General features: G+C 73.8%; 12 protein-coding genes. 3 read left to right on the plus strand and 9 right to left on the minus strand.

Features of this window, described 5'->3' with window-relative positions:
* Positions 1-139 precede the first annotated feature (139 nt).
* The 4 genes from AC0680_RS29650 to AC0680_RS29665 all read right to left on the minus strand — a co-directional run bounded on the left by AC0680_RS29650 (position 140) and on the right by AC0680_RS29665 (position 3,648).
* Positions 140-919 carry an enoyl-CoA hydratase/isomerase family protein gene (locus AC0680_RS29650; protein WP_478634712.1) on the minus strand — a complete coding sequence of 260 codons (780 nt, stop codon included), beginning with the start codon at positions 917-919 and terminating at the stop codon, positions 140-142.
* A 113-nt stretch (positions 920-1,032) separates the two neighbouring features.
* Positions 1,033-1,254: a helix-turn-helix domain-containing protein gene (locus AC0680_RS29655; RefSeq protein WP_384441440.1), complete on the minus strand. Its 222-nt coding sequence runs from the start codon at positions 1,252-1,254 to the stop codon at positions 1,033-1,035.
* A 375-nt stretch (positions 1,255-1,629) separates the two neighbouring features.
* Positions 1,630-3,228 (minus strand): ABC-F family ATP-binding cassette domain-containing protein, encoded by a 1,599-nt coding sequence (locus AC0680_RS29660; protein ID WP_393491772.1) that lies wholly within the window; start codon positions 3,226-3,228, stop codon positions 1,630-1,632.
* Positions 3,229-3,330: 102 nt separating this feature from the next.
* Positions 3,331-3,648 carry a hypothetical protein gene (locus AC0680_RS29665; protein WP_478634717.1) on the minus strand — a complete coding sequence of 106 codons (318 nt, stop codon included), beginning with the start codon at positions 3,646-3,648 and terminating at the stop codon, positions 3,331-3,333.
* A 274-nt stretch (positions 3,649-3,922) separates the two neighbouring features.
* Between AC0680_RS29665 and AC0680_RS29670 the strand changes: the two genes are divergently transcribed.
* Positions 3,923-4,339 (plus strand): VOC family protein, encoded by a 417-nt coding sequence (locus tag AC0680_RS29670; RefSeq protein WP_478634832.1) that lies wholly within the window; start codon positions 3,923-3,925, stop codon positions 4,337-4,339.
* 31 nt (positions 4,340-4,370) lie between these two features.
* On the opposite strand, the gene AC0680_RS29675 is transcribed toward AC0680_RS29670, so the two are convergent.
* From AC0680_RS29675 to AC0680_RS29685, 3 genes are all read right to left on the minus strand, one after another.
* On the minus strand, positions 4,371-5,873 hold the full coding sequence (locus AC0680_RS29675) for a hypothetical protein (protein ID WP_478634720.1): 1,503 nt from the start codon (positions 5,871-5,873) through the stop codon (positions 4,371-4,373).
* 162 nt (positions 5,874-6,035) lie between these two features.
* The gene (locus AC0680_RS29680) at positions 6,036-7,163 is read right to left on the minus strand and encodes an alpha/beta hydrolase (RefSeq protein WP_478634723.1); all 1,128 of its coding nucleotides are present in this window, start codon (positions 7,161-7,163) and stop codon (positions 6,036-6,038) included.
* A gap of 135 nt (positions 7,164-7,298) precedes the next feature.
* Positions 7,299-7,958: a class II aldolase/adducin family protein gene (locus AC0680_RS29685; RefSeq protein WP_478634725.1), complete on the minus strand. Its 660-nt coding sequence runs from the start codon at positions 7,956-7,958 to the stop codon at positions 7,299-7,301.
* Between the two features lie 456 nt (positions 7,959-8,414).
* On the opposite strand from AC0680_RS29685, the gene AC0680_RS29690 reads away from it, so the two are divergent.
* Together AC0680_RS29690 and AC0680_RS29695 are read left to right on the plus strand one after the other, a co-directional pair.
* Entirely contained in the window at positions 8,415-9,692 is a 1,278-nt protein-coding gene (locus AC0680_RS29690) for an inorganic phosphate transporter (RefSeq protein ID WP_478634728.1), read from the plus strand.
* A gap of 24 nt (positions 9,693-9,716) precedes the next feature.
* Positions 9,717-9,953 (plus strand): hypothetical protein, encoded by a 237-nt coding sequence (locus AC0680_RS29695; RefSeq protein WP_478634731.1) that lies wholly within the window; start codon positions 9,717-9,719, stop codon positions 9,951-9,953.
* Positions 9,954-10,081: 128 nt separating this feature from the next.
* On the opposite strand, the gene AC0680_RS29700 is transcribed toward AC0680_RS29695, so the two are convergent.
* Together AC0680_RS29700 and AC0680_RS29705 are read right to left on the minus strand one after the other, a co-directional pair.
* Complete coding sequence (locus AC0680_RS29700) at positions 10,082-11,449, minus strand: extracellular solute-binding protein (protein WP_478634733.1); 1,368 nt, start codon at positions 11,447-11,449, stop codon at positions 10,082-10,084.
* The gene (locus AC0680_RS29705; protein ID WP_478634736.1) at positions 11,446-14,097 is read right to left on the minus strand and encodes a caspase family protein; all 2,652 of its coding nucleotides are present in this window, start codon (positions 14,095-14,097) and stop codon (positions 11,446-11,448) included. The genes AC0680_RS29700 and AC0680_RS29705 overlap by 4 nt, the downstream gene beginning before the upstream one ends.
* Positions 14,098-14,100 lie beyond the last annotated feature (3 nt).

Below are 14,100 nucleotides of genomic sequence, written 5' to 3' on the forward strand. Positions count from 1 at the left end.
GCACCTCCCGCCCCCCCCCCCCCCCCCACCCCCACCCCCCCACCCCCCCCCCCCACCCCCCCCCCCCCCCCCCCCCCCCCCCCCCCCCCCCCCCCCCCCCCCCCCCCCCCCCCCCCCCCACGCCGGCACTGTTCCGGTGCTACTCCCCCACGCCCGCGAGATCGCGCAGCCGGCGCGCCTGGGCGGCCCGCTCGGCGATGCGCTGCTCCTCGTACGTACGGCCGGCGGCGCCGGCCAGCAGGGCCTTGGTCTCGATGACGGCGTCCCGGGGCGGGGCGGTGAGCGCGGCCGCCAGGTCGGCCACCGCGGCGTCGAGCTCGTCCCCGGGCACGACGAGGTTGGCGAGGCCGATCCGCTCGGCCTCCTCGGCGTGCACGAAGCGCCCCGTGGCGCAGATCTCCAGCGCCCGGGCGTAGCCCACCAGCCCGACCAGGGGGTGGGTGCCGGTCAGGTCCGGTACGATCCCCAGGCTGGTCTCGCGCATGGCGAACTGCACGTCCTGCGCGACCACCCGCAGATCGCAGGCGAGGGCGAGCTGGAAGCCCGCGCCGATGGCGTGCCCCTGTACGGCGGCGATGGACACCAGATCGTTCCGCCGCCACCAGGTGAACGCTTCCTGGTACTCGGCGATCGTGGCGTCCAGTGCGCTGTCCGTGCCACGCGCCAGATCGATGAACGACGGCTCGCCGTCGAAGCCTTCGGGCGTGAACGCCTGCCGGTCGAGGCCGGCGGAGAAGGACCTGCCCTCACCGCGCAGCACCGCGACCCGGACGTTTCCCGGCAGCAGCGAGCCCGCCTCGGCCAGCGCCCGCCACATGGCAGGCGACTGCGCATTGCGCTTGGCCGCGTTGGCGAGGGTCACCGTGGCGATGTCACCGTCCACGTCGAGCCGCACGCCGTCCTTGTCGAGCAGAGTCATGAGCGCCTCCGAGTCAGCCAGCCGCACCTGCGTGCGTAAGTGACTGAACGGTAACCTCCCGGTCGACGGCTCGGCCGACCGGGGGGACACCGCGGTACCCAAAGGCGCGGCCGTCAGGCCGAGGCAGCCTTCTTGCCCCTTGTGGCTCCACCGCGACCGCGCAGGTTCACGCCGGATTCGCTGAGCATCCGATGCACGAATCCATAGGAGCGGCCGGTTTCCTCGGCCAGCGCCCGGATGCTCGCACCGGAGTCGTACTTCTTCTTCAGGTCTGCCGCGAGCTTCTCGCGCGCGGCGCCGGTCACCCGGCTGCCCTTCTTCAGAGTCTCGGCCACCCGTGCCTCCTCGTGGGAAGTGCGCTCTGGACTCTCATGATCACCCCTCCCCGGCTTCCTGGCCACCCATTCCGCAAGGTTCGCTGCGACATCCTTTGCCGGCGGACACCCGGCCGTCGGGGGTGGAACCTCGCATTCCGGTCTTTCCGAGAGTCACTCGGCCGCGGCACACCGTGAGAAGTCGCAGGTCAGACGGCATATGGCCGAAAAAGCGTCGGCCGGGCCCCAAGGACCCGGCCGGATGCCGCAGACTCGCCGATGTACGAGCCGTTCTCACTCAGATGATGGATCACACGTCGGCCGAATGATCCATGCGGGCTTGATCCCACCGCCCCGACCGCACCGCGTGACCCCTACGCCGGGCCGCCGCGCCGGTCAGGCCAGCGCGACCAGGTCCGCGTAGTCCTGGCCCCACAGGTCCTCGACGCCGTCCGGCAGCAGGATGATGCGCTCGGGCTGCAGCGCGTCCACCGCCCCCTCGTCGTGCGTCACCAGGACCACCGCACCGGTGAAGGTGTGCAGCGCGCCGAGGATCTCCTCGCGGCTGGCCGGGTCGAGGTTGTTGGTGGGCTCGTCGAGCAGCAGGACGTTGGCGGAGGAGACCACCAGCGTCGCCAGGGCGAGCCGGGTCTTCTCGCCGCCGGAGAGCACCCCTGCGGGCTTGTCGACGTCGTCCCCGGAGAACAGGAACGAGCCGAGCGTCTTGCGGATGGCGACCAGGTCCATGTCCGGAGCGGCCGAGCGCATGTTCTCCAGGACCGTACGGTCCGGGTCCAGGGTCTCGTGCTCCTGGGCGTAGTAGCCGAGCTTGAGGCCGTGGCCGGGGCGGACCTCGCCGGTGTCCGGCTGCTCGACGCCGGCCAGCAGGCGCAGCAGGGTGGTCTTGCCCGCACCGTTCAGGCCCAGGATGACGACCCGGGAGCCCTTGTCGATGGCCAGGTCGACGTCGGTGAAGATCTCCAGGGAGCCGTAGGACTTCGACAGGCCCTCGGCGGTCAGCGGGGTCTTGCCGCACGGCGCCGGGTCCGGGAAGCGCAGCTTGGCCACCTTGTCGGCGGCGCGCACCGCCTCCAGGCCGGCGAGCAGCTTGTCGGCGCGCTTGGCCATGTTCTGCGCGGCCACGGTCTTGGTGGCCTTGGCCCGCATCTTGTCGGCCTGGGAGTTGAGCGCCGCGGCCTTCTTCTCGGCGTTCGCCCGCTCGCGCTTGCGGCGCTTCTCGTCGGCCTCGCGCTGCTGCTGGTAGAGCTTCCAGCCCATGTTGTAGACGTCGATCTGCGACCGGTTGGCGTCGAGGTAGAAGACCTTGTTGACGACGGTCTCGACCAGGTCGACGTCATGCGAGATGACGATGAAGCCGCCGCGGTAGGTCTTGAGGTAGTCGCGCAGCCAGACGATGGAGTCGGCGTCGAGGTGGTTGGTCGGCTCGTCGAGCAGCAGCACGTCGGAGTCCGAGAAGAGGATCCGGGCCAGCTCGACGCGGCGGCGCTGGCCACCGGAGAGGGTGTGCAGCGGCTGACCGAGGATGCGGTCGGGCAGGCCCAGGCTGGCGGCGATGGTCGCGGCCTCGGCCTCGGCGGCGTACCCGCCCTTGGTCAGGAACTCGGTCTCCAGGCGCTCGTACTTCTTCATCGCCTTTTCGCGGGTGGCGCCCTTGCCGTTGGCCATCCGGTCCTCGTTCTCGCGCATCTTGCGCAGCACGGTGTCCAGATCGCGGGCGGACAGGATGCGGTCGCGGGCGAGCACGTCCATGTCGCCGGTGCGCGGGTCCTGCGGCAGATAGCCGACCTGGCCGCCGCGGGTGACCGTGCCCGCGGCGGGGATGCCCTCGCCGGCCAGCACCTTGGTGAGAGTGGTCTTGCCGGCGCCGTTACGGCCGACGAGGCCGATGCGGTCGCCCTTGGCGATGCGGAAGGAAGCGGACTCGATGAGGACGCGGGCGCCGGCGCGCAGCTCGAGGCCGGAGGCGGTGATCACGGGAAAAGCTCCAGGGCAGGAAGACGGCGGATTGGACGGGACGGTCCGAGAGCGGGCTGCGCCGTCTAATGAACCCAAAGGAGAACTGCCATGGGAGGCAGTCTAACGGGCCGGTGCAAGTAGTTTTTCCGGACCGCCGCCGGAGGCGCCGCCCGGCGGGGTGCGCCCCGCGGTGACCTGCCCGGAGGCGTCAACGGCGACCGGCCGGCCCCGCTCGGCCACGGGGACCGGCGGTTCCCGGCGCTCCTCGCCGCCACCGGGCAGGGCGTCGGGCGCCACGGTGCGGCGGTCGTCGTGCGGGGCGGGAACGCGGGCGCCGGTGGCCGACGGCAGCGTGAGGAGGGCGGCGACGAGGGGGACGGCCACGGGGCACAGGCCGCGCCCGACGCGCCGGCCGGGCGCGGTGGGAGGTGTGGACACCCGGGTCCCCTTCGTCGGAGATCGTCGGATATCTGCCGGTCGAGCGACGAGCGTAGCGACGGGCGAACGGGCCCGGGGAGCGCTCCGGGGCGACACGGCGGGCGGCCGGCGGCGCGTCCCCCGTTCGGCCGGGGAGCCGGGCGGCGCGGCGCCGGCGGTGCGGCGGGCGGCGTGGCCGGGCGTTGTCAGACCCCGGTGCGAGACTGTGAGTCGGGTCACTCAGACCCGTTCGATCCGTAACCACCCGACGCTGAGGAAGGGTTCGGTGATCACCATGGCAGGCGCGACGACGGGCGCACCGACGATGTGTCCGACGGTGCTCTACAGGGACGCCCAGGCCGCCATCGAGCAGCTGACGGAGGCCTTCGGCTTCACCGTCGGCGCCAAGTACGAGGGCGAGGACGGCATGGTGCTGCACGCCGAACTCTCCTACGGCAACGGCGTGGTGATGCTCGGTTCGAAGGGCCGCGGCGGCATCTTCGACGCGGCGATGGGCGACGCCGGGCCGGCCGGTGTCTACGTCGTGGTGGAGGACGTCGACGCGCACTTCAAGCGGGCCGAGCGGGCCGGTGTGGAGATCCTTATGCCGCCCACCGACCAGGACTACGGCTCCCGGGACTACATGGCCAGGGACGCCGAGGGCAACATCTGGAGCTTCGGCACCTACGCCCCGGGCGGCGGCGGGGCCTGAGCCGCGGCCCGGCCCCGCACGCCGTCCCGGGTCAGGCGCCGCCGGTGTGGACCTGGAACGCCGCCCGGCGGACGGCCTTGGCCAGTGCCGGATCGGGGTGGGCGGCGGCAAGTGCGACCAGCACCTGAACGGTGCGGGGGTGTCCGACGGCGCGCACCTCCGCCAGGAGGCGCGGCACGGAGCCCTGGACCGCCGAGTCGAGGTGGCGCACCAGCAGTTGGGTCTCACCGTGGTCGGCGACCGCAGCCGCGGTGTCCACCCACAGCCAGGTCGACTCCTCGCGAGTGAGCACGTCGGGCGCGGTCTCCGGGTCGCCGCCCTCGTGCTCGACCAGCCACAGCAGGGCGTAGGGGCGAAGGCCCGGCTCGTCGGCGGCGGCGCGCACGGCGGGCTCGGCCGGTGCGCCGACCGCGCGCAGCGCCTCGAAGGCCAAGCCGCGCAGCAGCGCGTCCTCGCCGCGGGCCACGGTCAGCAGCTCCTCGACGGCCGAGCCGACGGAGCGGGCGGCGAGCCAGGCACGGTATTCGGCACGGGCCGGTCCCGGGGTCAGCCGGGCGCAGCCGCGCAGCATCGCCTCCGCGGACTGCTCGATATGGCCGGCCGGGCTCTGCGCGGCTACGCAGATCTGCTCCAGCTTGACCCACACCGACCAGTTGCCGAGCGGCGTCAGCTGCGCCTCGGACGCGTCGTGGGCTCCCTGGTAGGCGTCGCCGTATCCGCCGTCGAAGGACCCACCCTCGCGGGAGCGGCCCCGCGCGCCGTGCGGCGGCACCAGCGCGCCGACGGTCAGCAGTGCGTCCAGCGCCCAGCCCAGCAGTTCGGCCAGCGACGCCCCCGCGGCGTCGTCGGCCGGTCCCGCCGCCCCGGCGGCGCCGGTGCCCTCGCAGGTGCCGGGTTCCTGCCCGTAGGGGACCTCGCAGCGCTCCGTGCGCAGTTCGCTGACGCGCTGGTCGAGCATGTCGAGCAGCACCGGCAGCCGGACGGGCCCGGCCGACAGATGCAGCAGGGACAGCAGCTGCGGCAGCGCCTCGACGACTTCGGCGACGATGGTGGGACCGGCGCCGGCCGGAGTGGGGCAGGCCAGCGACCAGGCGTCGAAGAGCGCGACCCAGCCGCGCAGCACGGCCGTGTCGTCGCGGTCCCAGGCCCGCAGCCGCCAGCCGGGCCGGGCGAGGCCGTCGTGGAGTTCGACGAGTCCGGCGAGCCGGGCCCGGTCCCAGTCGACGCGGACCTGCTGCGGCGTCAGGCCGAGGGCTTCGGCGGCGCGTTCGACGGCGGCCGTCGGCAGCGCCCCGTCCGGGCCGGCCCGCAGACTGCCGTCGGCGCCCCCGACGCTGTCGGCCCAGCGGGCGAGCCGGGCCGCACCGGCCAGCACGGCGCGGGCCTGCCGGGCCAGCTCCGCGGGCGACGGAGTGCCCTCGGGCGGGCGGGGTGCCGGGCGCTTGGCCCGGGTTGTCACCGCCCGGCGGGCGGCCGCAACCGATTGACGGGGGACGAGTCGGAGCCGGGAGTCGCGCGGAGTACGGGACGTCACAGGAGCAGTCTTGCCGCTGACGGCCCGAAAGCCCAATCGGAACCCGGCTTGCGATCTAGTGGAGCGGCGCCATCGCGCCGACCCATCCTGGATGTGGGGAGTTGTCCCCCCGTACGCCCGGGCGTCACCAAGGCCGCGCCGCCCGGGACGGGGCGGGCGGCGCTACATCAGGGGCGTGAGGAAGCGGCGCAGCGCCTCCTCGTACCCGGCGGGGTCGGCGTTCCACATCGCGGCGTGCGGGGCGTGCGGCACCGCCTGAAGGGTGACCAGCTCCGGACGGCGGGCGGCGAAGGAGCGGGAGGCCGCCCAGGGGGCGATCAGGTCGTCGGGGCCGTGGAAGAGCAGCGTGGGGACGTTCAGCTCGGCCGGATCGGCGGCGTCCGCCGGCCGGTCCACGGGCATCCCGGTGGCGCCCTCGGCGGCCCGTACGACCAGCGGCAGCAGGGCCCGCGGGGCTCCCCGGGCGGCGGCCAGCGCGCGGACCGTGGCGTGCCGGTCGAGGACGGGTGAGTCCAGGATCAGTCCGCTGATCCGGTCGCGCAGCGCGGAGTGGGCGGCGGCGCGCAGCGCCATGGTCGCACCGACGGACCAGCCGTAGAGCACGATGTCCCGGGCGCCGTAGCGGACCGCGTAGCGGATCGCGGCGTCCAGATCGCGCCATTCGGTGTGGCCGAGGTGGTTGATGCCGTCGGCGGTGCGCGGGGCGCCGAGGTCGTTGCGGTAGGCCAGGTCCAGTACGGGCAGCCGGTGGCGGTGCAGGAACGGCATCACGACCATGGGGTGCTCGCGGGTGGTGCCCAGGCCGTGCGCGGTGATGACCCAGGTGTCGCGCACGGCGGGGACGAACCACGCCGGGAGGGGGCCCAGTTCGCCGGGGATGTCGACATCGGCGCAGTCGAGGCCGAGGGCGTCGCGGGGGTTGCCGATGTGCACCTGCGGGGTGAGCCGCATCCGTCCGCCCGGTTTGAGGCTGCCGTGGGTGACCCGCTCCAGGCGGCGTACGACGGCGTCGACGGGGTGCGGGGCGCCGTGGACGACGGAGCCGACCACGGCGTGGCAGCCCGCGCCGGTGAGGCCGTAGGTGCCGGGCCGCAGGGAGACCAGGCTGCGGGTGAGGGCGATGCGCTCGTCGGTGGCGGAGTGCACCGTGAGGCGGGAGTCGCCGGGGAGGGGGTGGTCGGGCGAGGGTTTCAGGGCGATGTCGCCGGCGTACCGGCCGACCGCCACGGCGGCCGCCCCGGCACCGATCACGGTGGCGGCGGCCACGGCCGCCGCAGTACCCAGACGCACCACACCAGTGTGCGCAGCGGGCCCGGGTGCGGCCACTCGGCGGGCCGGCGGACGGCGGGCCCGGCGGGAGGGCGTCCCGCCGGGCCCGGCGGGAGGGCGGGCGCCGGGCCCGGCGGGACGGCGCCCGCGGCGGCTTCAGTCCCGGCGCTGGCCGTAGCCGCGCAGCCGCTCGCCGGCCGCCGCCAGCTCGCCGGCCGACAGCAGGCTGGGGGCGTGCCCCGGCACGGACTGCGCGGTGAGCCAGACCCGGCACATCCACTCCAGTTGGGCGGTGCGGTCCAGTGCCTGGTCGAGGCTGTCGCCGTAGGTGAGGGTGCCGTGGTTCTGCAGCAGCGCGCCGGTGCGGTCGCGGAGCGCTTCGAGCAGGTGGGCGGCGAGCTCGTCGCTGCCGTAGAGGGCGTAGGGGGCGACTCGTACCGGACCGCCGAGCGCCGCGGCCATGTAGTGGATCGGCGGGAGTTCGGTGACGAGGGTGGAGACGGCGGTGGCGTGCGGGGCGTGGGTGTGGACGACGGCGGTGGCCGTGGTGCTGCGGTAGACCGCCAGGTGCATGGGGAGTTCGCTGGTCGGCCGGAGCGCGCCGATGATCTGGCGCCCTTCGAGGTCCACGGCGGTGGTGTCGCCGGGCCCGAGCCGGTCGTAGGGGACGCCGCTGGGAGTGACCAGGACCAGGTCCTTCAGCCGGCGGGAGACATTGCCCGAGGTGCCGACGACCAGCCCGTCGGCGACGGTTCTGCGGGCGGTGGCGACCAGTTCGCTCCAGGCGGCGGCGAGCTGGTCGGGGTGGTCCTTCATGGGTCCTCCGGCGCGGTGCGGCGAATGCGGATGCGGTCCGCGTCACCGTACGAGCGGGCCGGGGAAGGGTACGCCGAGGGCCCACCGGTCCGCTATCCGCCATTTGGGGATAACTGTGACACTGCGGGTGATTGGCCGGATTTAAACCGTCTTGCGGCGATCATCCGTTAACGTCGAAACGGATTGCCCTGCGCCCGGCTCCACGGCGGAGCCCTCCGCGCGCCTTCTCGGCTCCGCGGCGACCACCGGGACGACCCGGGTCCGTGCGACGGGTCCGGCTCCAGCTGGCATATCTCAAGAAGTTCGCCGACGGGTGATGCGGAAGTGACGTGAGATACACCTCCGCGTGAACACTGCGGGCGCGTCATCACCGCGCCCGTCCCAGTTCACTTTCCGTTCACCCACTCTCCGTACGGTCCCGAGCGACACTGACCTTCGAACTGATTGCCTGGGTGAATGGAACACATCACGCTTCTCATCGGGATCGTGATCGTCACGGCCTTGGTGTTCGACTTTACGAACGGCTTCCACGACACGGCCAACGCGATGGCCACCACCATTTCCACCGGCGCCTTGCGACCCAAGACCGCGGTGGCGATGTCAGCGGCACTGAACCTCGTCGGTGCGTTTTTGTCGGTGGAGGTCGCCAAGACCATCTCCGGCGGGATCATCGACGAGAGTGCGGGCATCAGACCTGAAGTGATCTTCGCCGGCCTGGTCGGCGCCATCATCTGGAACCTGCTGACCTGGCTCGCGGGTCTCCCCTCCAGCTCCTCCCACGCGCTCTTCGGCGGTCTGATCGGCGCGACGCTGGTCTCCGTCGGTACGAACGGTGTGCACGGCGGGGCCGTGGTCATGAAGGTCCTGATCCCGGCGGTGGCCGCCCCGATCGTCGCCGGTCTGGCCTCCATGGCCGCCACCCGGCTCACCTACCGGCTGGCCAAGGGCCGCGCCGAGGCCGACACCGCCAAGGGCTACCGCGCCGGGCAGATCGCCTCGGCCGCCCTGGTCTCGCTCGCCCACGGCACCAACGACGCCCAGAAGACCATGGGTGTGATCACCCTCGCGCTGATCACCGGCGGCGTGGTCGCCCCGCACGCCGACCCGCCGATGTGGGTCATCGCCTCGGCCGGTCTGGCCATCGCGCTCGGCACGTACCTGGGCGGCTGGCGGATCATCCGCACGATGGGCAAGGGCATCACCGACATCCAGCCGCCGCAGGGCTTCGCCGCCCAGACCGGCGCCGCGGCCACCATCCTGGCCTCCTCCCACCTCGGCTTCGCGCTCTCCACCACCCAGGTCTGCTCCGGTTCCGTGATGGGTTCGGGTCTGGGCCGCAAGGGCGGTGTGGTGCGCTGGTCCACGGCCGGCCGGATGGTCGCCGCCTGGGCCCTGACGCTGCCGGCAGCCGGTGCGGTCGCGGCGGGCGCCGCGTTCCTGGCCAAGCAGGGCGACTGGGGCGTGGCCGCGGTGGCGGTCCTCGCGCTCGGCATCTGCGGCGCGATCTGGGCGGCCTCCCGGCGCAAGCCCATCGACCACACCAACGTCAACGAGGGTCCGGCCGCGGAGCCGGTGGGCGTGGTGACCGCCGCGCTGCGCACCGTCAGCCCTCCCCCGGCCGGCCAGCCGGCCCCGCAGGCCGACGCCTCCCAGGACTCCGAGGCGCCGGCGGCCGACGCCGACGCCCCCACCCCTCCCGCCCCGCGCGCCCAGGCCGCGACGGTCACCCGCTAGCGGCTCTCACCTAAGGAACACTGCATGAGCATCGACTGGGCAGCTCTCGGCCAGGTCTTCGGCGTCAGCCTCGTGGTGACGGTCGGGATCGTGGGCCTGTTCACCGTCGGCATCGTCGGCACCGCCGGCAAGACGGGCCAGGAGGGCGAGGCCACGGTGGCCACCGCCCCCGGTGCGGGCGCGCGAGCCGGTGCGGTGGCCGCCTTCGCCCTGTGCGCGGCGGCCGTGGCGTACGGCATCTATCTGATCGTCGCCGGCTGACGCGTCCGCCCACGGCGGCGGACGCACGGCGACACGGACGACACCCGAGGCGTCCGGTGGAACGCGGCAGCAGCCGCCTTCCACCGGGCGCCTCGTGCTGTGCCGGTCCGACAAGCCGGGCGCGGGGATCACCCCCGCCCGCTGAGCGCCTCGTCGGCCTCACGGGCCAGCGCGTCGGCGATCGCGGTACCGCCACGGCTGTTGAGGTACTCGGACACCCGGATCTGCACGACCTTGCTGAAGGTCTGGTAGTGCGCGCTGCGCGGACGGGGCTGGGCCGCCCGCAGCGCCGCGTACAGCGTCCGGGTGTACGGCGGCTCCTGGCCGGGCCACGGCGCCCGCTGCCCCGTGCCGTGCTCACCGCGCTCGGGCGGCAGCGGGCAGGCGGGCGCCTTGGCCGCCTCCCGGTACGACGAGTCACGGGTCGCGGCGAAGCCCCGCTCCAGCAGACAGCGTTCGCTGCCCGGGCTGGTCAGCGCCTCGATCAGGGCCCGCGCCCCGGCCGGCCGGCGGCTGCCCGCGGAGATCGCCAGATTCTGCCCGCCCAGGACGGACATCCGCCTGCCGTCGGTGGGGCGGGCCGGCAGCTCGGCGACCGCGAACTGCTTTCCGGGGGTGAGCTTCTCGGCGACCGAGGCGTACTCCACCGGCCAGTTGCGCATGAACAGGGCGCGGCCGTCGGCGAACCAGCGGCGGCTCTCCGTCTCGTCCATCGCCGTGGCCTCGTGCGGCATGATCGAGTCGAGCCGGTCCTTGACGTCGGCGACGCCCTGCTGGAGCGCGCCGACCTGCTCGCCCTTGGTGAAGCTCGGGGCGTCCGGGTCGCCGCCGTTGGCCCAGGCGGACTCCAGGGTGTTGACGGTCAGCCCCTCGTAGGGCCGCAGCTGGGCCACCATGCCGTACATCTTGGGGGCCTTGGCGCCCTTGCCTTCGCGGGCGAGCCGGCGGTTGTAGGCATCGGCCACCTGGCCGGCCACGTTCTTCAGCTCGCCCCAGTTGGAGGGCGGTTGGTCATAGCCGTATGCGTGGAGGAGGTCCTTGCGGTAGTACAGCAGCCCGGCGTCGCTGTTGAAGGGGACGCCCCAGATCTTGCCGTCGTGGTCGACGGTCTTGACCACGCTGTGGAGGAAGTCGCCGTCCAGGGCCGTGCCCCAGGGGCGGATGACCCCCGCCTCGGCGAACTCCGCGGTCCAGGCCACATCGAGGTTGAGCACGTCGTAGTCGCTGTTGCCGGACTGGCCCGCGGCCAGCAGCTGGCTGCGCTGGCCGTCGGCGGTGTCGGGGAGCTTGACGATCCGCACCGAGCGGCCGGTGCGCCGCTCGAAGGCCTCGATGAGGTCCTGGCGGACGCCCGTACTGCTGAGGTCGCTGCCGGTGGCGAAGACGATCGGCCCCTTCTCGGGGCCGGGCTGCGGGCCCGACGTACAGCCGCCGACCGCCGCCGTCAGCGTCAGGCAGAGCAGGGCGGCGGGCAGCGCGGCGCGCGGCGTCCTCACCGGCCCTCCCTGCCCGCGGTGCCGATGGAGGCGACCAGTCCGGCCAGCAGATCGGGGGCCTGCGGGCCGCCGGGCACGCACTGCCCCTTCGAGGCGCCGGCCAGCCCCTGGAGGACGAAGGTGTCGCAGCCGGACCGGCCCATCACCAGCGTCAGGACCGGCACCGCGGGCTTCTGCTTCAGCAGCGCGGTCAGGGTGCGCTCCACGCCCGCCGCACGCCCGGGTCCGCCGTCGTCCTCGTCCAGGATCAGCACGATGGCCTGATGGCCGACGGCCGACCTCTTCATCTCCCGTACGGCGGCGGTCAGCGCCTCCTCCATCGCGGCGCCGTGGTCGACCAGGGCGTCCGCTCCCCCCTTCGCGATCCGGTCCAGTGCGGCCTTTCCGGGCGCCGGGTCGGCGGTGCCGAGCGGGACGGCCCGGCGCACCGCCGCCGGATCACCCGGATGCGCGCGGTCCGGGAAGGTCCACAGGCCGTAGGTGTGGCGGTCGCCGACCATCTCCAGGACCCGGCCCGCGGCGCCGAGGGCGACGGGGAGCCTGCCGCCGTCGGCCATCGAGGTGGAGGCGTCCATCAGGATCAGCAGCCGGCTGGACTTCTGTGCCCGGTCGTAGTCGTCCAGTACCCGGGCGACCTGGTCGGCGCCGGCCGTGAAGGGGACGACGGGGGCGCCGAGGTCGGTGTTGGCGCGGCTGCTGCGCAACGGGGAGTCGGCGGCGGGCGCGGGCACCGTGCCGTCCTTGCCGGGCACCGCGCGGTAGCCGTGCTCGGTGAGGACGCGCTGTCCGCCGTCCGGGGCGCGCAGCCAGTCGGCGAAGCGGTCGGCCGCGGCCTGCCGGGGGGCGGCGTCCCCGGCGCCGTGCCAGTCGACCCGGATCAGCGGGTGGTCCAGGGCCGGGACGTTCTTGGGGTAGTAGGCGGCGTAGCGGTCGCCGGGGGGCGGCGCGGAGCCCAGGGCGGGGCAGCTGCCGATGGCGTGGCCGAGGTTGAAGTCGGCGAGGGACTTCTCGGACACCAGCGGCGCCGCGCGGGCGCCGCGGCCGGTGCCGGGGGTGCCCCCGGCGGCGTCGGGGCGCAGCGAGCACAGCAGCTCGGTGCTGCCGGCGTACTGGCTGCCCGGGGCGGAGAGCCGCTGCTCGGCGCTCTCGGCGAGGGTGGGGTCGGGGGCGCCGGACGAGTCGATGTGCGAGCCGTCGTTGGCGAGGTAGAGGCCGATGGTGTGCAGCAGTCCGGTGCCGGAGAGCACCGGGCTGGGGCGCAGCAGCCGCAGGTCGCGGTGTGCGCTGTCGGTGCCGGTGAGCAGTTCCTGCCAGGAGGCGCCGACGGGTTCGACGTCGGCGAGGCGTTCGGTGGCCGGGATGCCGACGACCAGCGGGCTGTAGGCGACCGGGCCGGTGTTGTGCAGGGTCGCGGGGGATCCGGTGGGCGGCATACCGCGACGGGCCTCCTCGTAGTCGGCGGTGGATTCGGGGACCCACAGGTCGGGTTGGGGTCCCGGCCGGTGGAGCGGGTCGGTGCCCTTGGCGTCCTGGAGGTCCTTGCCGGTGCCCTGGGCCTGGCCCTGCCAGCGGTCGGCGGCGGCGAAGCCCTGGTCGACCTGGTCCTTGGCGGCGGAGTAGACGGTGATCTGGGCGCGCCGGCAGCCCGCGGGCAGATCGTCCTCGCCGTGCAGCGGGCGGGTGTTGAGCTCGGACATCTCGTAGCCGAAGGCGGCCTGGCGCAGGGTGGGTTCGGCCTCCGGGGCGGTGAGCAGCCGCAGTTCGAGGGCGGGCGGGCAGTCCGGCGGCGGGCGCAGCGCGTGCAGGGTGAGCAGTGTGGCGGCGGTGAGCGCGAGGACGGTGCCCAGCGAGAGCAGGAGCCGCAGCCGGCGCCGGAGGTGCTGGTTGAACCAGCGGCGTAAGCGGACCCGCGGCGGCGTCGGGAGCCGGACCTCTGGGGTGGCGAAGGACAGGACGACGTCGTCGAGGGTGTTCTGCTTCGCGGAGCGCGGCTCCCAGACGTCGCCCATCGGGGTCCGCTCGTCGGCGAGCCGGGTGCGCAGCTCCCGTACGAGGTCCTCGAAGGCGACGAAGCGCCGCCCGGGGATGCCGTGTTCGAGGACCTCCACCATGGCCCGGGTGAAGAGGCTGCCGCCGGCCGGTTCGTCGCCGCTGAAGATCCGGCGGTTGGGCTGGGCGGCCATCAGCAGCGACATGGGCTTGCGCAGGGAGTGGAAGGCTCCGTCGGCGTTGCCGGCGTAGCAGCACTCCAGGACGATCACGATGCGCTCGGCCCGTGCGTTGTCGAGGCAGGAGAGCACCATGTCCTGCCAGGAGACGGTGGTGTGGCTCTGCCGGGGCACGGAGGCGCCGACCATCAGCTGCAGATCGCCGCCGTCGCTGCGGACCCGGCCGTGGCCGGAGAAGTGCACCAGCAGCAGACCGCGCGCCTCGTCGGCGGCGGTCTTGAGGGCCTGTCCCAGCTCCCAGGGCTCCGTGGGGCGGCAGACCGTGACCTCGTCGGCGGTGAACAGGTCGGTGGCGGTCAGTGCCCGCCGCAACTCGGGGGCGTTGTCCTCCACCGCGGGCAGGCCGGTCAGCGTGGTGTAGTCGTGGACACAGACCAGCAGCGCCCGGTTGATCTTTCCCCGCGCGTCGTATTCGGACATCCG

This window comes from Streptomyces sp. NPDC043738 (assembly GCF_056436545.1).